This window comes from Stenotrophomonas nitritireducens, from assembly GCF_001431425.1.
Taxonomy (GTDB): domain Bacteria; phylum Pseudomonadota; class Gammaproteobacteria; order Xanthomonadales; family Xanthomonadaceae; genus Stenotrophomonas; species Stenotrophomonas nitritireducens.
In genome coordinates this window covers 119,067-138,696 of the sequence record NZ_LDJG01000015.1, presented here as the reverse complement: position 1 = coordinate 138,696, position 19,630 = coordinate 119,067, and the positions used below count along the sequence as shown (strand labels likewise).

Here is a 19,630-nt window from a genome sequence, read left to right as displayed (position 1 = left end):
GCGCGGCGCGGGCGCGCGCCGCTCAGACGGCGAAACTGCTGCCGCAGCCGCAGGTGGTGCGGGCGTTGGGGTTGCGGATCACGAACTGGGCGCCGGTCAGGCTTTCGGTGTAATCCACCTCGGCGCCCATCAGGTACTGCAGGCTCAACGGGTCCACCAGCAGGGTCACGCCATCGGTGACCACCGCCAGGTCGTCCTCGGCGCGGTTCTCGTCGAACTCGAAGCCGTACTGGAAACCCGAGCAGCCGCCACCCTGGATGTAGACCCGCAGCGCCAGGGCGTCGTTGCCCTCGTCGCGGATCAGCTCGCTCACCTTGGCCGCGGCGGCCGCGGTGAAGTTCAGCGGGCGATCGAGGGACTGGTAATCGGGGGCGGCCGTTGCGCCGGGCAGGGAAACGAGCGTACTCATGCGCCCAGCATGGGGACGGCCGCGCGCCGATTCAAGCCTCCGCCGCTTCAGCCTTCTCCTGCATCGCCACCGCTTCGGGCGAAGGCAGCGCGGCCATCGCCGCCGCATGCACCAGGCGGCCGTTGAGCTGCGCGCCGGCGCCCATTTCCACCACCTGGTAGTGGACATTGCCGTTGACCCGCGCGGTCGGGGTCAGTTCGATGCGTTCGCCCGCGTGGACGTCGCCGTCCATGCGCCCGCTGAGCACCACCACCGACGCGCGCACCTCGCCGTCGATATGCCCCTGTTCGGCCAGGGTCAGCACCGCCTTGGCGCCCTCCTCGGCGATCACCCGGCCCTCGATGCGCCCTTCCACATACAGGCCCCCGCTGAACACCACGTCGCCCCGGATCACCACCTGCGGCCCGATCAGGGCATCCACCACCAGGTGGCTGTCGCGGCTGGACTTGCTCTTGAACATGACTACTCCCCTCTGCCGCTGCCGGCGAGTTTCCAATCGAATGTCTGTGTCGCGCTCCCCCCGGACCCGGCCAGCGAGACTCGCACACGCTGCGGTGTGAAATCCTTGGGCAGCATCACGCTGCCGTCCAGGCGCTGGAAATACCGGAACGAATAGGCCTGCCCGGGCACCTCCCTGCGCTGGTGCAGTTCATCCCAGGTCACCGTCGCCAGCTTGCCGTCCTTCACCCCTTCCACCGAGAACCGCATCTGTCCCTGGCTGATCGCCCCCCGGTTCAGGTTCTGGGTCAGCACCACGCTGTAATGCCAGGTGCCGGCGGCTTCGGTGGAGAACTCCACCGAATGCGCGTTCAGCCCCTTGCGCTGGCTGGTCGCGCCCACCAGGCGCTCGTAGAACGCCACGTCGGCGCGCAGCCCGGCGATTTCCTCGTCGCGCTCGGCCAGCGATGCCTGCACCTCGGTGTTGGCCGCGCGGCTGATCTTGTCCGACGCTTCCAGCGTGGCCTGCCTCTGCCGCAGCTCCTCGATATCGGCGCGCTGGGCGGCGGCGGTGCGCTCGCTCTGGCGCAGACGCTCGCGCAATCCGCCGGCGTCCGGCGAGGCGAAGCGGGCGGCCAGCCAGCCGGCCAGCAGCAGCGACAACAGCCAGGTGGCGGCGAGGATGGCCAGCCGTGTCCAGGCCGGTCGCTGCGGCGTCCCCCGCAGGGTGATATGGAAACGCGACGGAGATCGGTTGCTCATGGCGATACATACCGGTGCCGGATCCTGCGCGAAGCGGCACCTTCGCTCCGGTTGAAACGGCTGGGCAGTGTAAACGACTCCCGTCGCGGCCCGGCGGGAACTGGCAATCGCCGGGGGCATGATCGATAGTTGCGATCCTGCTCACAGTTCCCGCGGGAGTCCGCGACCATGGCCGAAGCCCACGTTTTCGTCATCGGCATCCTGCTGGCCTGGCTGGCCGGCATCCGCGTGTACCTGACCGTGTTCGGCGTCGGCCTGGCCGGCCTGCTGGGCTGGGTCGATCTGCCGCCGGCGCTGCAGGCCACGCAGTCGTGGTGGGTGCTGGGCACGTCGGCCGCGCTGGCGGCCACCGAGTTCTTCGCCGACAAGATCCCCGGCGTGGATTCGATCTGGGATCTGCTGCAGACCCTGGCCCGGGTACCCGCCGGCGCCTTCCTGGCGGCGGCGACCTTTTCGCAGGACGGGCAGCTCGGTACCGGCGCGCTCGCCGCAGGTGCCGGTGTGGCGCTGGCCAGCCATGGGCTGAAGGCAGGCACCCGCGCGCTGCTGAACACCTCGCCGGAACCGGCCAGCAACTGGGCGGCATCGGTGGCCGAAGATGGCGTGGTGATCGCCGGCCTCGCCCTGGCGCTGGCCCATCCCTGGCTGGCGCTGGTTTTCGTGCTGGGCGCGAGCCTGCTCGGCGCCCTGACCGTGTGGCTGGTCTGGCGCGCGCTCTGGCGCGGGATGAAGCGCCTGTTCGCCGCGCCCCCCGCGCCGGCCCGGACATCGGCGATGGCAAGGGACCATTCGCTGCCGCCGGCCCCTTGACCGCATAATCCACGGCATACGGGGAGCACCGATGGCAAGCAACGACACACCCACTTCCTCCGCCCGCCTGTCGCGCGCGGAGGTTCCGCCCGCGGACTACTGGCAGCGCTGGAGCGTGGAGAACGCGCCGCCGGCCGAAGCGGTCCGGGCGCATATCGCCGCGGCGCCCGCCAGCCCGGCTGCCGCGCCGGACCAGGACCCGGCCGCCGCCGAGACCCCCTATCGCGTGCTGATCGTCGAGGACGACCGCTCGCAGGCCTTGTTCGCGCAGAGCGTGCTGCATGGCGCCGGCATGCAGGCCATCGTGCAGATGGAGGCCGAAGGCGTGCAGCAGGCCATCGCCGAGCACCGCCCCGACCTGATCCTGATGGACCTGCACATGCCAGGGCTGGACGGCATGCGCCTGACCGCACTGATCCGCCAGAATCCGCACCAGCAGCTGCTGCCGATCGTGTTCCTGACCGGCGACCCCGACCCCGAGCGCCAGTTCGAAGTGCTCGACAGCGGCGCCGACGACTTCCTGACCAAGCCCATCCGCCCGCGCCACCTGGTCGCCGCGGTGGCCAACCGCATCCGCCGCTCGCGCCAGCAATCGCAGGGCGCGGCCGCCGGCCCGGCGCTGAACAATCCCGAGACCGGCCTGCCTACTCGGCACAACCTGATGCTGCAGCTGGACGCGGCGCTGGCCGCGGCCGAGCCCGGTGGCCTGATGTTCATCGAGATCGCCAGCGCGCTCAGCCTGCGCGAACGTTATGGCTATGCCGCCTTCGAACGCCTGATGATGCAGGCTGGCCGGCGCCTGGCCGAAGCCGGTCGCCCGCACCTGCTGGCGCGGCTGAACGACAACAGCTTCCTGCTGCTGGCCCGCGGCATGGATGAGGACGCAGCCGATGCGCTGGCCCGTTCCGTGCGCCAGGCGTTGTCCGCGCATCCCTTCCTGGTGCGCGAGGAAGAATCGCTGCACCTGCGCTGCGCCATCGGCCATGCCCACCTGTCGCAGGGCTTCGAGGACGCCGGCGTCGCGCTGGAGGCGGTCGAGCGCGCCGCCCTGCAGGCGCGCCTGGTCACCGACGGCGTGGCCGCCTACCAGGGCAGCACCGATGCCGCCGCACAGGAACACCTCGCCCTGCTGGAGGGCCAGATCGAACTGGCCTACCAGCCGATCGTGGCAGTCGCCGGCAGCGATACCGCGCAGTACCAGGTCCTGCTGCGCCTGCGCCGCAACGACGGCACCCTGCTCTCGGCCGGCCAGGTGATCCCGGCCGCGGAGGCGGCCGGGCGCATCGCTGATCTCGACCAGCAGGTGCTCGACCATGCGCTGGGCCTGCTGCACCGTTACCAGCATGCCGTGCCGCCGATGCGCCTGTTCGTGTCCCAGTCGCTGCGCACCCTCGCCCGCGAGGCGTTCGCCGACTGGCTGCTCAAGGCAATCGCCGACCGGCAGATCGCCGGCAGCGCGCTGGTGATCGACGTGCGCCTGGCAGACGCGCTGGTGCATGCGGTGACCCTGCAGCAGTTCTGCGAGAAGCTCATGCCGGCAGGCGTGCAGTTCTGCCTGAGCCAGTTCGAACCCGGCGACGAAGCCAACGCGCTGATGACCCAGCTGCCGCTGGGTTTCGTGCGCATGGCCGGGCGCTTCGCCGGCAGCCACGGCAGCCAGAAGCTGCGCGACGAACTGCGCGGGGCGATCGACGCCGCGCACCGCGCCGGGCTGCAGATCATCGGCCAGCAGATCGAGGACCCGCAGGCCGCCGCCGCGATGTGGATGAGCGGCATCGACTTCATCCAGGGCAACGTGGTGCAGTCGGTCGGCAGCGAGCTGGACTTCGACTTCCAGAACACGGTGCTCTGACATGCAGGCGGCGAACCGCTGGGCCATGGCCGCCGCGATGCTCGCGGTGGCCGCCGGCGCGGCGCCATGGCTTCCGCCGCCGGTGCCCGCGCAGCCGATCGCCACGGCCCTGGCCGCGCTCGCCTGCCTGTGCGCGCTGCTGGCGGCGCTCGCCGCGCGCGCGCTGGCCGATACGTCCGAAGCATTCGCGCAGCGCTCCCGCGACAACGAGCGCGAACTGCAGCGCCTGCGCCAGGAACAGCAGCGCCATGTCCAGCTCGAGCAGCAGATGCTGCAGGCCAAGCAGGACGCCGAGGCGGCGATGCTGGCCAAGGGCGAATTCCTGGCCACCATGAGCCATGAGATCCGCACCCCGCTCAACGGCATCATCCCGATGCTGGAAATGGTCGCGCAGGGGCCGCTGGCGGCGGAGCAGCGCGAGATGCTCAACACCGCCAGCGAGAGCTCGCGGGCGCTGTTCCGCATCGTCGACGACATCCTCGATTACTCCAAGCTCGAAGCGCAGCGGCTGGAGCTGGAAATCACCACCTTCAACCTGCGCGAGCTGCTCGATTCGCTGCTGCAGTTGATGCAGCGCTCGGCCCAGCACAAGGGGCTGCGCATCGACCTGGTGCTGGACCCGGCCGTGCGCCTGGCGGTGCGCGGCGACCCGGTGCGCCTGCGGCAGATCCTCAGCAACCTGATGGTCAACGCGATCAAGTTCACCGAGCGCGGCGGCATCCAGGTGCATGTGCGGCGTATGGGCGAGACCAACGCGCAGCATCTGCTGCGCTTCGAGGTCCGCGACACCGGCATCGGCATCGACGCCGACCAGCAGGAGCGCCTGTTCAGCGCCTTCACCCAGGCCGATGCCTCCACCACTCGGCTTTACGGCGGTACGGGCCTGGGCCTGGCCATCTGCAAACGCATCATCGACCTGATGCACGGCCGGATCGGGCTGGACTCCATCCCCGGCCAGGGCTCGACCTTCTGGTTCGAGATTCCGCTGCTGAAGGTGATCGGCGACCTGCGTGCGCCGGCGCACGGCATCCAGCCGCGCGTGCTGCTGGTCTCCACCGATGCGCGCCTGCGCCAGCGCCTGGAACTCGTCCTGCCAAACTGGGGATTCGAAGTGCGGAGCGTGGATACCGTGCAGGAGGCACTGGACCTGCTGCGCTCGGCCGGCACGCCGCAGCACTGGCATGCAGTCGTCGGCGATCTGCCGTCGCTGCGCCTTGGCGTGGCGGCGCTGCAGCGCGCGGGCGGCGACCACCGCCTGGTCTGGCTGCACGGCGATGCGCCACTGCCCACCGAACTGCACGACAGCCCGCGCGTGGTGTCGCGGCAGGCATCGGATGCGGCGCTGCGCGCGGCACTCTCCGAGCCGGTCATCGCGACACCTCCTGCCGGCCAGCTCCCACCGGTCGCGGCCATGCAGGCGCCGCCTCCCCAGACGCTGCAGGACAAGGATGCCGGCCTGGCCGGTGCGCGGGTGCTGCTGGTCGAAGACAACCCCGTCAACCTGCTGGTCGCGCAGAAGCTGCTTGCCGTCATCGGTTGCGAGGTGGACACCGCCATCAACGGCCAGCTCGCGCTGGACAAGCTGCACGCCGCCTCTTACCAGGCGGTATTGATGGACTGCCAGATGCCGGTCCTGGACGGTTACGCCGCCACCCGCCACTGGCGCGAACACGAAGCGGCCACGGACGCCGCGCGCCTGCCGATCATCGCCATGACCGCCAACGCCATGGCCGGCGACCGCCAGCGCTGCCTGGACGCGGGGATGGACGATTACCTCTCCAAGCCCATTTCGCGCGAGGGCCTGCAGGCCTGCCTGCTGCGCTGGTGCAGGCCGGCTTTCGACAACGTGGTCGAAAGCCGGCCAGCGGAGCCCGTCGCGGTCGAGGAAGCGCCGGCGTCGGCGGCGCAGACCACCTCTGTACCGGTACTCGACCGCGAGGTGCTGGACGAACTGCGCGAGATCGCAGGCGCGGAAACGGGGACCATCATCGACGTATTCCTCGATGACACCACCCCGCTCGTGCGCCAGCTGCAGGAGGCCGCCGTCGTACCCGACCTGGAGCAGCTTCGCGAACTGGCGCACAGCCTCAAATCGGCCAGCGCCAACGTCGGCGCCCTTGCCCTGTCGGCCGCGGCACGCCGCGTCGAACTGGCCGCCCGTGCCGGCAGGATCGAGCGCCCCGCGGTGATGGTCGCGCTGATCATCGCCGAGTTCGCCCGCGCGCGATTGGCATTGATCGGCTATCAATCGGACATGCGCAGCGCGCAGGCGATGCGGGCCTGAACGTCCTCGGTTCTTCGCGTTCGCCATGAAGGCAAACACCTGCGGGAAGAGACCGCGGCCCCGCAGCGCGGCCGGTCGCGCGCAGGCGAAGCTTCAACGGATCGATACGAAGCAGGCCGCTGTTCCGGCGGCCTGCTTTGGATTCCGTGCGCCCGGCACGGCCATGGGTTTGGCGGCGCCCTGCATGGCGCCGGAGTGGCTGCTCAGTCGTCGAGCTTGGTCAGCAGGTAGTTCGGCTCGCCGATGCGCTCGATCAGATCGAGCTGCGTCTCCAGCCAGTCGATATGCTCTTCCTCCGAGTCGAGGATCTTCACGAACAACTCGCGGCTGACGTAATCGCCGATGCCCTCCGCGTAGGCCACCGCCTCGCGCAGCACCGCCACCGCCGAAGTCTCCAGCGCCAGATCGCAGCGCAGGATCTCGACCGGGCTCTCGCCGATGCGCAGCTTGCCCAGCGCCTGGAAGTTCGGCAGCCCCTCAAGGAACAGGATGCGGTCGGACAAGGCGTCCGCATGCTTCATCTCGTCGATGGATTCCTTGTACTCGTGTTCGGCCAGTTCCTTCAGGCCCCAGTTCTTCAGCATCTTGGCGTGCAGGAAGTACTGGTTGATCGCGGTCAGCTCGTTGTAGAGCACCTTGTTGAGGAATTCGATGACCTTGGCGTCGCCTTTCATGTGGATGCTCCTGCACGCGTTGAACGCGCGCACTGTACCGTCAGGCGCGCTGGAATGAAGGAACGCGAATCGTACGCATTGATCCAGTCAGCCCCATGGGAAGACCGCGGCTCTCCGCAGGCCAGGGACATCCGGGTACGAGGACACGGGGCACTCCCTCGATCCGCAAGAGCGGGAAATACGTCTGTCTGTGGAAGCAATGCCCGGAACGCCAGCACGCAGCACTCTGCCAGAGTCCGCATCGATGCGCGGAAAAACCGCGGAGCGCTCGACGAGGCCTGCCAGGGCAATCCTCGTCCACCGCAGCCCGGCTGCAGTGCAGAGCGTTGCCTGGACTCAAGCCACCTTGAGCATCGGCAAGGGCAGGTCATGCACCGCGCGGGCCCTGGCCAGAAGCTCGCCCGCCATCTCCAGGCAGGAACCGCAGTTGGAACCGCAGCCGGTACGCATCGTCAGCTCGGCCACCGAGCTGACGCCGTTGTCGGCAGCTTCGCGGATCTGGTGATCGGTGACACCGTTGCAGATGCAGACGTACACGGAGGCGTTCGGCAGGGCCGGCCGGAAGTGGCCGGTGACCATTTCAATAGAAACGAGAACGATTGTCAATCAAGAGGCTGAATCGTTCTCGATCAGGGCTGGCTACGCGATCGGCCCTTCGCCCTGTGCCTTCTTCGGCCAATAGCCCCGCTTGCGCGGACGCTTGCGTGGGCGCTCATGGCCTGCCGCATGGCCGGGCATCCAGGCCTCCTGCGCGCTCTTCGGCATCGCCGTCACGCCCTGCCCGGCGATCCCGCGCGCCAATGGCGCCAGATGCCGCAGCGCCCGCGCATACACCCCGCGCTTGAACATGACCACATGCTCGACGGGATACCAGAAATCCACCCAGCGCCAATTGTCGAATTCCGGAGCCTCGGTGTGGTCCAGGCGCACGTGGGTCTCGTCGCCGGTCAGGCGCAGCAGGAACCAGACCTGCTTCTGGCCGATGCAGACCTGCTTCTCGGTACGGCGGATGGCGCGGCTGGGCAACCGATAGCGAAGCCAACCCGGGGTCGCCCCGAGTACTTCGACATGTTCAGGCAACAGGCCGGTTTCTTCCTGCAACTCGCGATACATGGCCTCGACCGGCGTCTCGTCGGAATTCATCCCGCCCTGCGGAAACTGCCAGCCATCCCGGCGCACGCGTCGTGCCCAGAACACCTGCCCGTCTTCCCGCATCAGCACGATGCCGACATTCGGTCGATAGCCGTCCGGATCGATCACGATGCGGACTCCTAAAAATTTCTACTGGCTTGGACTCTGCCATGGCCGCCGCAATGCCACAAGCGCGGAAAAAAGAGTTGACAGGAAAGCCGGTGATACGCAGAATTGCGGGCTCCCTGAGGCTATGTAGCTCAGCCGGTTAGAGCACAGCACTCATAATGCTGGGGTCGGTGGTTCGAGTCCACCCATAGCCACCAAGGGAGCGGGAGCACAGCTCTCGACAGCCACAGCCCCGTCGCCAAGCGGTAAGGCATCTGACTCTGACTCAGACATTCGGAGGTTCGAATCCTTCCGGGGCTGCCAAACACCAAAGACCAGATTGAAAAATCTGGTCTTTTTTGATGAAACAAATCCCCCTCCGGGGACATGGCCTCCACTGCCGAGGCATGCGATAATCCCGACCTACCTAGCCCCGTCGCCAAGCGGTAAGGCATCTGACTCTGACTCAGACATTCGGAGGTTCGAATCCTTCCGGGGCTGCCATATACGAAAGGCCTGATCGAAAGATCAGGCCTTTCTTTTTGCCATCCCCTCCATGGCGACACCCCCAGCCATCGGCAGGCGCCCACCCTCCAGCGGAACACCACACCGGAACTTGCACGAACACCCGCGCACGAAAATCCCCGCCCGACCCGAAACGACAAAAGCCCGGCCGAAGCCGGGCTTTTGCTTTCCCAGCGGGACCCCGGAGGATCCCGAACCAGGCGCGATGGATCAGCGCTTGGAGAACTGGGTGGCGCGGCGAGCCTTGTGCAGGCCGACCTTCTTGCGCTCGACTTCGCGGGCGTCGCGGGTCATGAAGCCAGCCTTGCGCAGCTCGGACTTCAGGCCTTCGTCGTACTCGACCAGGGCGCGGGCGATGCCCAGGCGGATCGCACCGGCCTGGCCGGTGGTGCCGCCGCCGGTGGCGGTGACGATGACGTCGAAGCTTTCGGTGTTCTTGGTCAGCTCGAGCGGCTGGCGCACGATCATGCGCGCGGTCTCACGGCCGAAGAACTCGTCCAGCGGACGGCCATTGACGGTGATGTTGCCCGAACCCTTGCGCAGGAACACGCGGGCGGTGGAGGACTTGCGGCGGCCAGTGCCGTAGTTTTGCGTGATAGCCATGATTAGATATCCAGAACTTGCGGCTGCTGGGCGGCGTGCGGATGCTCGGCGCCGGCGTAGACCTTGAGCTTGCGGTACATGGCGCGGCCCAGCGGGCCCTTCGGCAGCATGCCCTTGACGGCGGTCTCGATCACGCGCTCCGGATGGCGCTCCAGCGCCTGGGCCAGGTTCTCGCTCTTCAGGTTGCCGATGTAGCCGGTGAAGCGGTGGTACATCTTGTCCTGCAGCTTGTTGCCGGTGACGGCAATCTTTTCTGCATTGATGACGACCAGATAGTCGCCGGTATCGACGTGCGGGGTGTAAACCGGCTTGTGCTTGCCGCGCAGACGGCGGGCCAGTTCGGTAGCCAGACGACCAAGGGTCTTGCCGTCGGCATCAACGAGGTACCAGTCGCGCTGGACGGTCTCGTTCTTTGCGGTGAAAGTGCTCATGAAAGAACTCAGGTTAGGTCGGGCTCATTGCGGCGATGCATTGCCGGAACTCTGCCACGCGTTGTGAAGGTGAAACACAAGAGGCGGGATTGTACTGGCCGCGGCGGCCCCGCGCAACCTGCCGGCCACCTGGCCTTGGCAGTGCCGTGGACAGCGGCGAGAATCCGGCTACCCCACTCCGCCAGGATGCCATGATCACCGACCGCGCCTTCACGCCCCTGGACCGCCTGCTGACCGAGGCCCAGCGCGCCCTGGACACGGTCTTCGGCAATCCGCCGGCCAGCCGCCCCAATCCGGCCGGCGACACGCCGGATGTCGTGCTGGAATCCGATGAAAGACGCCATGCCGCAGGCCTGATGCGCATCAATCATGTCGGCGAGGTCTGCGCGCAGGGCCTGTACTTCGGCCAGGCGGCCGTCGCCCGGGATCCGTCCACCCGCGCGCATCTGCTGGAAGCAGCCCAGGAGGAGACCGATCACCTGAGCTGGTGCGCCGACCGCCTGCGCGAACTGGACAGCCGCCCCAGCCTGTTCAACCCGCTTTGGTACGCAGGCAGTTACGCCATCGGCACGCTCGCCGGGCTGCGTGGCGATGGCTGGAACCTGGGCTTCGTGGTCGAGACCGAACGGCAGGTCGAGGCCCACCTGGACGAACACCTGGAAACACTCCCGCCAGCCGACCAGCGCAGCCGCGAGATCCTCAAGGTCATGAAGATCGACGAGGCGCGCCACGCCGACCATGCCGAGCACGCCGGCGCGCGCATCCTGCCGCCGCCGATCCCGGCGGTGATGGCCCTGGCCTCCAGGGCCATGAAGACCATCGCCTACCGGCTCTGATCCCTCTTCGCGTCCCTCCTCCCGATCTTTCTGGAGCAGAGCCCCCTTTGTTAGGGGCGCGCGGCGACAGCCGCGTGGATAGGCAGCTCCGGAGTCGGAGCCCAAGATTTGCAACGCAAACCTTGGGGGGCCTCCTGGCCACGACGCGGACAGGACTACGCCTAGCGGCTATGACACCTCTCCCTGCTCTTCCTCCCGATCCTTCTGGAGCAGAGCCCTCTTTGTTAAGGGGGCGCGGCGACAGCCGCGGGGATAGGCAGCTCCGGAGTCGGGGCCCAAGGCTTGCAAAGCAAACCCTGGGGGGCCTGGCCGCGACGCGGCCAAGGACTACGACACCATCTTCAACCCGATCACGCCGGACACGATCAGGCCGATGCACAGCAGCCGCGGCCAGGAAGCGCTGTCGCCGAACAGCAGGATGCCCAGCGCCGCGGCGCCGACCGCGCCGATCCCGGTCCAGATCGCATAGCCGGTGCCGATCGGGATCGACTTCAGCGACTGCGACAGGCACCAGAAGCTGACCACCATCGCGGCCAGCGTGCCCAGGCTGGGCCACAGGCGGGTCCAGCCCTCGGTGTACTTCAGGCCGATCGCCCAGACGATTTCGAACAGACCGGCTACCAGCAGATAGATCCAGGCCATGGCATTGCTCCTTGGTTTCAGGACAAAAAAAACGGCCCGGTGCGTGAGCACCGGGCCGCCGTCGGCTGTGGTCCATGGATCGCGCCATGGGGCGGGCCGTCCCGCCGTGTGTTTCAGGGGTGCGAGACTAGCAATCCGCACCCGAACCGCATGTAACCGTCACTCGGCCAGGTTGCGGCCGTGGAACAGCTCCTCGATCTCGCGGCGCAGCAGCGCCTCGATCTTCATGCGCTCCTTGAACGACAGGTTCTTGGCCTTTTCCTCGAACAGGTACTGGTCCAGGTCGAAGTCCTTCAGGTGCATCTTCGTGTGGAAGATGTTTTCCTGGTAGACGTTGACGTCGAACATCTCGTAGCGCGACTTGATGTTCTTGGCCAGGAAATTCTGGATCGAGTTGATCTTGTGGTCGATGAAGTGCTTCTTGCCCTTCACGTCGCGGGTGAAGCCACGCACGCGGTAGTCCATGATCACGATGTCCGATTCCAGACTCTCGATCAGGTAGTTCAGCGCCTTCAGCGGCGAGATCACCCCGCAGGTGGCCACATCGATGTCGGCACGGAACGTGGCGATACCTTCCTGCGGATGGGTCTCCGGGTAGGTGTGCACGGTGATGTGCGACTTGTCCATGTGCGCGACCACGGCGTCGGAGATCAGTTCCTTGCCGGCGGCCTTCTTGTCGATCACCGGCTCCTCGGAGATGAGGATGGTCACCGACGCGCCCTGAGGATCGTAGTCCTGACGGGCGATGTTCAGGATGTTGGCGCCGATGATCTCGGCCACATCGGTGAGGATCTGCGTGAGGCGATCGGCGTTGTATTCTTCGTCGATGTACTCGATGTAACGCTGGCGCTCCTCTTCGGTACGCGCATAGCAGACGTCATAGATGTTGAAGCTCAGCGCCTTGGTGAGGTTGTTGAAACCCTGCAACCTCAGGCGAGGCAACGGCTTGACCACGGCGGTCGGTCCTGTGAATGGTGGGAAAGGGGGCAATTATGGGGCAAACCGCCCCCCGGCGAAACGTGCACGGCCAGCCGGCGTTTGCCCCTTATGGTCGGCCTCGCTAAGCTTGCCCGTTAAGACAAGTTCATAAAACACGCACATGAACGTCATCATGAGTCCAGGGATCGCCAATACCGTGCCAGCCGTGCGCCTCGCCTCCAGCCCCTTGACCCTGGACATCGCCACCATCGACCGGTTCCTGGCCCACAGCCACCGCCGCCGCTACCCGACGCGGACCGACGTGTTCCGCCCCGGGGACCCGGCCGGCACCATGTATTACGTGGTCAGCGGCTCGGTCAGCATCATCGCCGAAGAGGATGAGGACCGCGAACTGGTGCTGGGCTACTTCGGCGCGGGCGAGTTCGTAGGCGAAATGGGCCTGTTCATCGAGTCGGACAAGCGCGAGGTCATCCTCCGCACCCGCACCCCCTGCGAACTGGCCGAGATCAGCTACGAGCGGCTGCACCAGCTGTTCCTGGGCCCGCTGTCCAGCGATGCCCCCAAGCTGCTGTACGCCATCGGCTCGCAGATTTCCCGGCGCCTGCTGCACACCAGCCGCAAGGCCAGCCGCCTGGCGTTCCTGGACGTGACCGACCGCATCGTGCGCACCCTGCACGACCTGGCCCGCGAGCCTGAGTCCATGAGCCACCCGCAGGGCACCCAGCTGCGCGTGTCGCGGCAGGAGATCGCCCGCCTGGTCGGCTGCTCGCGCGAAATGGCCGGACGCGTGCTCAAGAAGCTGCAGGCCGACGGCATCCTGCATGCGCGCGGCAAGACCATCGTGCTGTACGGGACGCGCTGAAAGCGCGCATACGCGCTTTCGACCCCAGAGTCTGCAACGCAGACTCTGGCCCCCGGCGTACTGAACACCCGAATCCCGACGCCTGCCGGCGCGCCCCCTTTACCAGAGAGGGCTGCTTCGGCGGAAACGCGGCTGCACCAGCCGCAAAGCGGGACAGCCACATCCTGCTCCCCATCTGCTTGACGCATCCGCCCCAAGCCAGCAGGCTCCACGAATGGAATTTGGAAGCGAGTTCTACTGGTTCATCCTGATCGGGATCGGGGCGCAGCTGGTCGATGGCGCGCTGGGCATGGCCTTCGGGCTGGTGTCCTCGTCCGTGCTGTTGAGCATGGGGCTGCCGCCGGCGGCGGTGAGCGCCAGCATCCATACCGCCGAAGTGTTCACCACCGGTGCGTCCGGCGTATCGCATCTGGTGGCCGGCAACGTCGACCGGCGGCTGTTCCTGCGCCTGGCGTTGCCCGGCGCGGTAGGCGGGGCCCTCGGCGCCTATGTGCTGACCCAGTTGCCCGGCGAGATCATCCGGCCCTTCATCTATCTGTACCTGCTGGCGCTGGCGATCTTCATCCTGGCGCGCGCGGCGGGCCGCTTCACGCCCCGCCGCGAAGTGCGGCGCGTGCCGGTGCTCGGCTTCTTCGCCGGCCTGCTCGATGCCAGCGGCGGCGGCGGCTGGGGGCCGGTGGCGACTTCGACCCTGCTCGCGCGCGGTGGCCAGGCGCGCACCACCATCGGCACGGTCAATGCCGCCGAGTTCGTCGTCACCATCGCCATCTCCGCCACCTTCCTGCTGTCGATGGGCATCCAGCACGCCAGCATCGTCGCCGGCCTGCTCGTCGGCGGGATGATGGCCGCGCCCGTCGCGGCGCTGCTGGTCAAGCGCCTCAAGGAGCGCTGGGTACTGATCGCGGTGGGCGTGCTGGTACTGTCGATCAGCCTGTTCCAGATCGGGCATGCGCTGCACGGATGGCTGGCCCGCTGAAGGGGTCTTCCAGGGATCATCGCCTGATCGCGGGGAGTAGAGACCACCGCCATTCCGACGGCGTCCCGTAAAGCGGAGCCGTGCCCGGCGGAGCCTGGCCGCTAACGCCAAAGCGGGGCGACACCCCCGCCCTACAGGCGCTGGCCGAGAGTGATCGCATCCGCGGCGCCGGACATGGCCTGCTCCGCAGCGGGATTCAGGCCTTGTCGCCGCCGCGGTCGGCGCAACCCCAGTTGAGGATCTGCGTACCAGCGGGGAGCACCCGGCGGAAATAGTCCACGCGCGAACGCTTGGGGTTGACCACCACCGGCGCCTTCGCCGCCTTGAGCAGCGGCAGGTCGGCGGCGCTGTCCGAATAGGCGATGGCGATGTCGCCATAGCCACGCTCGCGCAGCATGCGCATCTTCTCTTCATTGTGGCAGTGGCGGGTGGCGCCCATCGCGCCCAGGCGCGGCCCTACTTCGCTGCCGATCACCGGCACGTCCTGGTGCGCCACGAAGGCGAGGATGGCCCGCGCCAGTTCCGGCGGCGCACCGGTGGCGACCACCACCCGGTCGCCGGCGCGACGATGCGCGGCGAACACCTCCAGCGCCTGCGGCAGCAGCCGCGCGCGGATGTCGTGCTCGTGCACGCGCACATACTGGTCGATGATGCCGTTGAACTCCCTCGCCCGGTGCAGGCCGAAAGTCGCGATCCAGACGTAACCGGAAATGCCGAAGCGGCGCGTCGGCAGCAGCGCCACCAGCGGGCCGAACAGCGGCGTGATCAGCAGCGCCGCCAGCATGCGCAGCGGGTTGCGCCGGATCAGCCAGGCGAACAGGTGGCTGCCGGAATCGCCGTCGTACAGGGTGTGGTCGAAATCGAAGACGACCAGCGGCGCGTCGTCGCGGGGAACGGGATGGGACTCGGTCATGCGCTGAAGAATAGCTGACGCAGGCCCTCGCCCGGCTCATCGACGCGCATGAAGGCCTCGCCGACAAGGAAGGCATTGATGCCGGCGTCGCGCATGGTCCTCACGTCGGCCGGGCCGAGGATGCCGCTCTCGGTGACCAGCAGGCGGTCGCGCGGCACCGCATCGCGCATCGACAGCGTGGTCTCCAGCGACACATCGAAGGTGCGCAGGTTGCGGTTGTTGATGCCCACCAGCGGCACCGGCACCTGGATGGCGCGCTCCAGTTCGTCGATGTCGTGCACTTCCACCAGCACGTCCATGCCCAGCGTCATCGCCAGGTCGGACAACCCGGCCAGCTGGCGGTCGTCCAGCGCCGAGACGATCAGCAGGATGCAGTCCGCACCGAGCACGCGCGCCTCGACCACCTGGTAAGGGTCGACGACGAAATCCTTGCGCAGCACCGGCAACGTGCAGGCCTCGCGGGCCTCCTGCAGGTAGGCGTCGGCGCCCTGGAAGAAATCCACGTCGGTCAGCACCGACAGGCAGCTGGCGCCGCCGAACTCGTAGCTCACCGCAATCTCGGCGGGACGGAAGTCCGCGCGGATCACGCCCTTGGACGGGCTGGCCTTCTTGACCTCGGCGATCACCGCCGGGTCGCCGTTGGCGATGGCCGCCTGCAACGCATTGGCGAAGCCGCGCACCGGCGACGCATCGGCCACGCGCGCCTTCAGCTCGGCCAGCGGCATGCGGGCGCTGCGCTCGGCCACCTCCTGCGTCTTGCGGGCGAGGATGGTGTTGAGGATGTCGCTCATGGTTCTGCTTTCCTGGAAGCGGTAAGACGGATCGGATGGTCGGGGAAGGGTCAGCCGGCCAGCGCGCGGCTGGCGGCGACGTACTGTTCCATGCGCGCGCGGGCGCTGCCGTCGGCGATGGCCTGGCGCGCGCGCGCCAGGCCGTCGGCGATGCTGTCGGCCACGCCGGCCACGTACAGCGCGGCGCCGGCGTTGAGCGCGACGATGTCGTTGGCCGGGCCGGGCTGGTTGTCGAGCACGCCGCGCAGCATGGCGATGGACTCTTCCGGATCGGCGACCTTGAGATTGCGGCTGGCCGACATGGCGATGCCGAAGTCTTCCGGGTGGATCTCGTACTCGCGTACCTTGCCGTCGCGCAGCTCGCCGACCAGGGTGCCGGCGCCCAGCGAGATCTCGTCCATGTTGTCGCGGCCCCACACCACCAGCGCGCGTTCGGCGCCGAGTTCGCGCAGCACGCGCGCCTGGATGCCGACCAGGTCGGGATGGAACACGCCCATCAGGATGTTGGTCGCGCCGACCGGATTGGTCAGCGGGCCGAGGATGTTGAAGATGGTGCGCACGCCCATCTCGCGGCGTACCGGCGCCACCACCTTCATCGCCGGGTGGTGCATCGGCGCGAACATGAAGCCGATGCCGGTCTGTTCGATGGCGCGCGCCACCTGCCCGGGATTGAGCTCGATCACCGCGCCCAGCGCCTCCACCGCATCGGCGCTGCCGGACTTGGACGACACGCTGCGGTTGCCGTGCTTGGCCACCTTGGCGCCGGCGGCGGCGACCACGAACATCGAGCAGGTGGAGATGTTGAAGGTGTGCGAACCGTCGCCGCCGGTGCCGACGATGTCGACCAGATGGGTCTTGTCGGCCACCGCCACCGGCAACGCGAACTCGCGCATCACCGTGGCCGCGCCGGCGATCTCGCCGACGGTTTCCTTCTTCACCCGCAGACCGGTGAGGATGGCCGCGGTCATGGTCGGGGAAACCTCGCCGCGCATGATCTGCCGCATCAGGTCGACCATCTCGTCGAAGAAGATCTCGCGGTGTTCGATGGTGCGTTGCAGGGCTTCCTGCGCGGTGATGGTCATGACAACTCCAGAAATCAGGAAATAACGATGTAGTCGCTTTGGCTGTGGATGCCCGCGTGCGCCCCGCGCAGCAGCTGCACGTGCAGACCGCCGATCGGGCCTACCGGCAAGCAGCTGTCTACTTCCAGCAGGGCATCACGGTGCGGCTTGATCCACTGCGCGGCGGCCTGTGCCAGCGCCTTGCGCTTGGCCTCGACCGCATTGGCGGCAACCACCAGCAGGTATCGGTGGTCCTCGCCGAACTGGCCATCGACGTAACCGCCAAGGTTGACGAAGAACAGCGTCGGTGCATCCGCGGCGGGCGCGTCCGGCGACAGGCGCACCTGCCAGTCCTCGACGCCATCCACCGTCATCCACGAATCCAGGTGCAGGCCGGCCGCTTCACCAAACCATTGCTGGCGCAGCTGCGGGTAGGTCTGCTCGATGCCGGGCCCTACCGCGAACACCACGTCATGCACTTCGGTATTGGCGCGCGCATGGCGGCCACCGAGCATCACCACGAACAGGCGCAAGTCTTCCAGGCTCACGGTGTCGGCCTTGCGGTCAATGCCAGGCGCAGGCCGAAGCCGATGAACAGCACGCCGGCCACCTTGTCCAGCCACTGCATGCCACGCGCGGCCCAGCGGCTGCTGCGCACGCGGTCGGCGGCCAGCACATAGGCGGCATTGATCGGCAGCGCGTTGACGGTGAACACCAGCCCAAGCAAGGCGAACGCCAAGGCCTTGTTCTGCACCGACGGGGCGATGAACTGCGGCAGGAAGGCGAGGAAGAACAGCACCACCTTCGGGTTCAGCACATTGGTCAGGAAGCCACCGGCAAATACCTGCCACCACGAGCCGACGCTACCGCTGTTGGCGGCGATATCGGCCTGCAGGGTCGACTCGCCGGTATTGCGCAGCAGGCGCACGCCCACCCACAGCAGATAGGCCGCGCCGACCCACTTGATCACCGTGAACAAGATGGCCGAGGTTGCCAGCAGCACGCCCAGCCCCAGCGAGGCCAGCGCCACATGCACCAGGCAACCGGCACTGATACCGGCGATGGCGGCAAAGCCGGTGCGGCGCCCGCCGCGCAGCGAGCGGCTGACGATGTAGAGCACGTCCGGACCCGGCGTCAGGTTCAACACCCACCCGGCCAGCATGAACAGCAGCAGTTGCGCCGGTTCGATCAGCACGTGCGGTCCAGGAAATTCTTCATCAGCGCGTGGCCGTGCTGGGTCAGGATGGACTCGGGATGGAACTGCACGCCTTCCACCGGGTATTCGCGATGGCGCAGGCCCATGATCTCCTCCATCGAACCATCGGCATTCTCGGTCCAGGCGGTGATTTCCAGCTCGGCCGGCAGCGCGTTCTTGTCCACCACCAGCGAGTGATAGCGGGTGGCCTCGTAGCGGTCCGGCAGGCCGGCGAACACGCCCTTGCCTTCATGGCGGATCGGCGAGGTCTTGCCGTGCATGATGTTGCCGGCGCGGATCACGCGGCCGCCATAGACCTGGCCGATGCCCTGGTGGCCCAGGCATACGCCGAGGACCGGGATGGACGGCCCGAGGCGGCGGATCACCTCCAGCGACACGCCGGCGTCGTCGGGCGTCTTCGGCCCCGGCGACACCACGATGTGCGAAGGCTGCAGCGCGGCGATCTGCTCGACGCTCAGCGCGTCGTTGCGCACCACCTTCACCTCGGCACCCAGTATCTGCAGGTACTGCACGAGGTTGAAGGTGAAGCTGTCGTAGTTGTCGATCATCAACAGCATGGTTCAGTTTCCGTCGCTAATCAGGAAGATGGCGTAGACGTTTTCGGTGTAGGTGATGGGTGCGGCCGTGAGCAGCTCGCCAGCTGCAGATGCAGCCGCAACCTGGTTGCGGCTGCCGGACACCTGCACCCGATCCAGCGAGCCGCCACGCTCGTAGAAATCGCCGCCGCTATTGACGTTTGGCCAGCTGCCGGCCTGCACGCCATAGGCAAAACTGGGGGCGACGTCGGAAATCGTATAAAGGCCAATAATCTTCGCCCCATAGGCATCCGCCAGCCCCTTGGCCGACGCGCGCGTCTGCGCTGCCGCTTCGGCCTTGAGTTCGGCACGCAGGCGTAGCTCACCCGAGTACTTCGGGGTGGCGGTGCGCACCTGAATCTCCTTGCTGGCCTTCAACTCGGCAAGAAAGTCCCGCAACTGCTCTGGATTCTCGAAGGCGCCTTCCAGGTCACGGCTGACAGCCGTGCCCGCGAACACTTCCTCATCGTCTTTGTAGCGTGTGGACGGCTCGATGCTCAGGTTATCCATGCGCACCGTCTCCGCGATGGCACGATGCCTGGCGAACAAACCCATGATCCGCTCGGCATTGGCTTGAACCTTGCGGCGAGCGATATCGGTCTGCATGTCCACCGATTCCAGCGCGACCTTCACCACGAAGCGATCCGGCATCACCTTGCGGCTTGCATCCCCCTTCACCAGCAGATGCGGTTGCGAGGGAACCGAGTTGGCCTGCGCCCACGCCTGCGGAACCACGGCAGCCAGCAACGCCGACCACAGCAACATGCGGGAAAACTTCATGCGGCACTCCTT

Annotated in this window: 23 protein-coding genes and 3 tRNA genes; 9 read left to right on the top strand and 17 right to left on the bottom strand. The window is 67.2% G+C overall.

The window, feature by feature from the left end; translation table 11 throughout:
• Positions 1–22: 22 nt before the first annotated feature.
• The 3 genes from erpA to ABB22_RS10595 are packed head-to-tail and all read right to left on the bottom strand — an operon-like array spanning position 23 to position 1,609.
• A complete protein-coding gene (gene erpA, locus ABB22_RS10605) occupies positions 23–409 on the bottom strand; it encodes an iron-sulfur cluster insertion protein ErpA (protein ID WP_055766328.1) in 387 nt (128 codons plus the stop codon).
• Positions 410–440: 31 nt separating this feature from the next.
• Entirely contained in the window at positions 441–869 is a 429-nt protein-coding gene (locus tag ABB22_RS10600; protein WP_055766332.1) for a bactofilin family protein, read from the bottom strand.
• A 2-nt stretch (positions 870–871) separates the two neighbouring features.
• Positions 872–1,609, bottom strand: coding sequence for a DUF6776 family protein (locus ABB22_RS10595; protein WP_152984125.1), 738 nt, complete (start codon positions 1,607–1,609; stop codon positions 872–874).
• 168 nt (positions 1,610–1,777) lie between these two features.
• On the opposite strand from ABB22_RS10595, the gene ABB22_RS10590 reads away from it, so the two are divergent.
• The 3 genes from ABB22_RS10590 to ABB22_RS10580 are packed head-to-tail and all read left to right on the top strand — an operon-like array spanning position 1,778 to position 6,555.
• Positions 1,778–2,419, top strand: coding sequence for a DUF4126 domain-containing protein (locus ABB22_RS10590; protein ID WP_055766336.1), 642 nt, complete (start codon positions 1,778–1,780; stop codon positions 2,417–2,419).
• 31 nt (positions 2,420–2,450) lie between these two features.
• On the top strand, positions 2,451–4,271 hold the full coding sequence (locus tag ABB22_RS10585) for an EAL domain-containing protein (RefSeq protein ID WP_055766339.1): 1,821 nt from the start codon (positions 2,451–2,453) through the stop codon (positions 4,269–4,271).
• A 1-nt stretch (position 4,272) separates the two neighbouring features.
• The gene (locus ABB22_RS10580) at positions 4,273–6,555 is read left to right on the top strand and encodes a hybrid sensor histidine kinase/response regulator (RefSeq protein ID WP_082592168.1); all 2,283 of its coding nucleotides are present in this window, start codon (positions 4,273–4,275) and stop codon (positions 6,553–6,555) included.
• Positions 6,556–6,758: 203 nt separating this feature from the next.
• Here ABB22_RS10580 and bfr read toward each other — a convergent pair whose 3' ends face one another.
• The 3 genes from bfr to ABB22_RS10565 all read right to left on the bottom strand — a co-directional run bounded on the left by bfr (position 6,759) and on the right by ABB22_RS10565 (position 8,489).
• On the bottom strand, positions 6,759–7,229 hold the full coding sequence (gene bfr, locus ABB22_RS10575; RefSeq protein ID WP_055766345.1) for a bacterioferritin: 471 nt from the start codon (positions 7,227–7,229) through the stop codon (positions 6,759–6,761).
• A gap of 336 nt (positions 7,230–7,565) precedes the next feature.
• Complete coding sequence (locus ABB22_RS10570; RefSeq protein WP_055767357.1) at positions 7,566–7,766, bottom strand: (2Fe-2S)-binding protein; 201 nt, start codon at positions 7,764–7,766, stop codon at positions 7,566–7,568.
• Positions 7,767–7,868: 102 nt separating this feature from the next.
• On the bottom strand, positions 7,869–8,489 hold the full coding sequence (locus tag ABB22_RS10565; protein ID WP_055766348.1) for an RNA pyrophosphohydrolase: 621 nt from the start codon (positions 8,487–8,489) through the stop codon (positions 7,869–7,871).
• Between the two features lie 120 nt (positions 8,490–8,609).
• On the opposite strand from ABB22_RS10565, the gene ABB22_RS10560 reads away from it, so the two are divergent.
• The 3 genes from ABB22_RS10560 (at position 8,610) to ABB22_RS10550 (ending at position 8,972) form a co-directional block, all read left to right on the top strand.
• A tRNA-Met gene (locus tag ABB22_RS10560) sits at positions 8,610–8,686 on the top strand.
• A 31-nt stretch (positions 8,687–8,717) separates the two neighbouring features.
• Positions 8,718–8,792 (top strand) — tRNA-Gln (locus ABB22_RS10555).
• A gap of 105 nt (positions 8,793–8,897) precedes the next feature.
• Positions 8,898–8,972 (top strand) — tRNA-Gln (locus tag ABB22_RS10550).
• Positions 8,973–9,203: 231 nt separating this feature from the next.
• Here the strand turns inward: ABB22_RS10550 and rpsI are convergent.
• Both rpsI and rplM read right to left on the bottom strand, forming a co-directional pair.
• Positions 9,204–9,596, bottom strand: a complete 393-nt coding sequence (gene rpsI / locus ABB22_RS10545) for a 30S ribosomal protein S9 (protein WP_054667799.1) — start codon at positions 9,594–9,596, stop codon at positions 9,204–9,206.
• A gap of 2 nt (positions 9,597–9,598) precedes the next feature.
• Positions 9,599–10,027, bottom strand: a complete 429-nt coding sequence (rplM, locus tag ABB22_RS10540) for a 50S ribosomal protein L13 (protein WP_055766352.1) — start codon at positions 10,025–10,027, stop codon at positions 9,599–9,601.
• 191 nt (positions 10,028–10,218) lie between these two features.
• Between rplM and coq7 the strand changes: the two genes are divergently transcribed.
• On the top strand, positions 10,219–10,863 hold the full coding sequence (gene coq7 / locus ABB22_RS10535) for a 2-polyprenyl-3-methyl-6-methoxy-1,4-benzoquinone monooxygenase (protein WP_055766355.1): 645 nt from the start codon (positions 10,219–10,221) through the stop codon (positions 10,861–10,863).
• Between the two features lie 327 nt (positions 10,864–11,190).
• Here the strand turns inward: coq7 and sugE are convergent, their stop codons facing one another.
• Together sugE and speD are read right to left on the bottom strand one after the other, a co-directional pair.
• Positions 11,191–11,505, bottom strand: a complete 315-nt coding sequence (gene sugE, locus ABB22_RS10530; protein WP_055766358.1) for a quaternary ammonium compound efflux SMR transporter SugE — start codon at positions 11,503–11,505, stop codon at positions 11,191–11,193.
• A gap of 159 nt (positions 11,506–11,664) precedes the next feature.
• Entirely contained in the window at positions 11,665–12,459 is a 795-nt protein-coding gene (gene speD, locus ABB22_RS10525; protein ID WP_054667806.1) for an adenosylmethionine decarboxylase, read from the bottom strand.
• A 157-nt stretch (positions 12,460–12,616) separates the two neighbouring features.
• Here speD and crp point away from each other — a divergent pair, with 157 nt between their 5' ends.
• Together crp and ABB22_RS10515 are read left to right on the top strand one after the other, a co-directional pair.
• Entirely contained in the window at positions 12,617–13,306 is a 690-nt protein-coding gene (gene crp / locus ABB22_RS10520) for a cAMP-activated global transcriptional regulator CRP (protein WP_055767360.1), read from the top strand.
• Positions 13,307–13,520: 214 nt separating this feature from the next.
• Entirely contained in the window at positions 13,521–14,282 is a 762-nt protein-coding gene (locus ABB22_RS10515; RefSeq protein ID WP_055766361.1) for a sulfite exporter TauE/SafE family protein, read from the top strand.
• 196 nt (positions 14,283–14,478) lie between these two features.
• Here the strand turns inward: ABB22_RS10515 and ABB22_RS10510 are convergent, their stop codons facing one another.
• Genes ABB22_RS10510 through ABB22_RS10480 form a run of 7 tightly spaced genes read right to left on the bottom strand, consistent with a single transcriptional unit; the run spans position 14,479 to position 19,618 of the window.
• Complete coding sequence (locus tag ABB22_RS10510; RefSeq protein ID WP_055766364.1) at positions 14,479–15,195, bottom strand: haloacid dehalogenase-like hydrolase; 717 nt, start codon at positions 15,193–15,195, stop codon at positions 14,479–14,481.
• Positions 15,192–15,986, bottom strand: coding sequence for an indole-3-glycerol phosphate synthase TrpC (gene trpC, locus ABB22_RS10505; protein WP_055766367.1), 795 nt, complete (start codon positions 15,984–15,986; stop codon positions 15,192–15,194). Before trpC ends, ABB22_RS10510 begins: the two co-directional genes overlap by 4 nt.
• A gap of 50 nt (positions 15,987–16,036) precedes the next feature.
• Positions 16,037–17,068 carry an anthranilate phosphoribosyltransferase gene (gene trpD, locus ABB22_RS10500; protein WP_055766370.1) on the bottom strand — a complete coding sequence of 344 codons (1,032 nt, stop codon included), beginning with the start codon at positions 17,066–17,068 and terminating at the stop codon, positions 16,037–16,039.
• Positions 17,069–17,082: 14 nt separating this feature from the next.
• A complete protein-coding gene (locus ABB22_RS10495; protein WP_235504257.1) occupies positions 17,083–17,595 on the bottom strand; it encodes a DUF1543 domain-containing protein in 513 nt (170 codons plus the stop codon).
• Positions 17,592–18,242, bottom strand: coding sequence for a LysE family translocator (locus tag ABB22_RS10490; protein WP_200911347.1), 651 nt, complete (start codon positions 18,240–18,242; stop codon positions 17,592–17,594). The genes ABB22_RS10495 and ABB22_RS10490 overlap by 4 nt, the downstream gene beginning before the upstream one ends.
• Positions 18,236–18,820, bottom strand: coding sequence for an anthranilate synthase component II (locus tag ABB22_RS10485; protein WP_055766372.1), 585 nt, complete (start codon positions 18,818–18,820; stop codon positions 18,236–18,238). Before ABB22_RS10485 ends, ABB22_RS10490 begins: the two co-directional genes overlap by 7 nt.
• A 3-nt stretch (positions 18,821–18,823) precedes the next feature.
• Positions 18,824–19,618: an SIMPL domain-containing protein gene (locus ABB22_RS10480; RefSeq protein WP_055766375.1), complete on the bottom strand. Its 795-nt coding sequence runs from the start codon at positions 19,616–19,618 to the stop codon at positions 18,824–18,826.
• Positions 19,619–19,630 lie beyond the last annotated feature (12 nt).

Coding starts and splice junctions, on each gene's coding strand:
- erpA (WP_055766328.1), bottom strand. CDS start 409: ATGAGTACGCTCGTTTCCCTGCCCGGCGCAACGGCCGCCCCCGATTAC.
- ABB22_RS10600 (WP_055766332.1), bottom strand. CDS start 869: ATGTTCAAGAGCAAGTCCAGCCGCGACAGCCACCTGGTGGTGGATGCC.
- ABB22_RS10595 (WP_152984125.1), bottom strand. CDS start 1,609: ATGAGCAACCGATCTCCGTCGCGTTTCCATATCACCCTGCGGGGGACG.
- ABB22_RS10590 (WP_055766336.1), top strand. CDS start 1,778: ATGGCCGAAGCCCACGTTTTCGTCATCGGCATCCTGCTGGCCTGGCTG.
- ABB22_RS10585 (WP_055766339.1), top strand. CDS start 2,451: ATGGCAAGCAACGACACACCCACTTCCTCCGCCCGCCTGTCGCGCGCG.
- ABB22_RS10580 (WP_082592168.1), top strand. CDS start 4,273: ATGCAGGCGGCGAACCGCTGGGCCATGGCCGCCGCGATGCTCGCGGTG.
- bfr (WP_055766345.1), bottom strand. CDS start 7,229: ATGAAAGGCGACGCCAAGGTCATCGAATTCCTCAACAAGGTGCTCTAC.
- rpsI (WP_054667799.1), bottom strand. CDS start 9,596: ATGGCTATCACGCAAAACTACGGCACTGGCCGCCGCAAGTCCTCCACC.
- rplM (WP_055766352.1), bottom strand. CDS start 10,027: ATGAGCACTTTCACCGCAAAGAACGAGACCGTCCAGCGCGACTGGTAC.
- coq7 (WP_055766355.1), top strand. CDS start 10,219: ATGATCACCGACCGCGCCTTCACGCCCCTGGACCGCCTGCTGACCGAG.
- sugE (WP_055766358.1), bottom strand. CDS start 11,505: ATGGCCTGGATCTATCTGCTGGTAGCCGGTCTGTTCGAAATCGTCTGG.
- crp (WP_055767360.1), top strand. CDS start 12,617: ATGAGTCCAGGGATCGCCAATACCGTGCCAGCCGTGCGCCTCGCCTCC.
- ABB22_RS10515 (WP_055766361.1), top strand. CDS start 13,521: ATGGAATTTGGAAGCGAGTTCTACTGGTTCATCCTGATCGGGATCGGG.
- ABB22_RS10510 (WP_055766364.1), bottom strand. CDS start 15,195: ATGACCGAGTCCCATCCCGTTCCCCGCGACGACGCGCCGCTGGTCGTC.
- trpC (WP_055766367.1), bottom strand. CDS start 15,986: ATGAGCGACATCCTCAACACCATCCTCGCCCGCAAGACGCAGGAGGTG.
- trpD (WP_055766370.1), bottom strand. CDS start 17,068: ATGACCATCACCGCGCAGGAAGCCCTGCAACGCACCATCGAACACCGC.
- ABB22_RS10485 (WP_055766372.1), bottom strand. CDS start 18,820: ATGCTGTTGATGATCGACAACTACGACAGCTTCACCTTCAACCTCGTG.
- ABB22_RS10480 (WP_055766375.1), bottom strand. CDS start 19,618: ATGAAGTTTTCCCGCATGTTGCTGTGGTCGGCGTTGCTGGCTGCCGTG.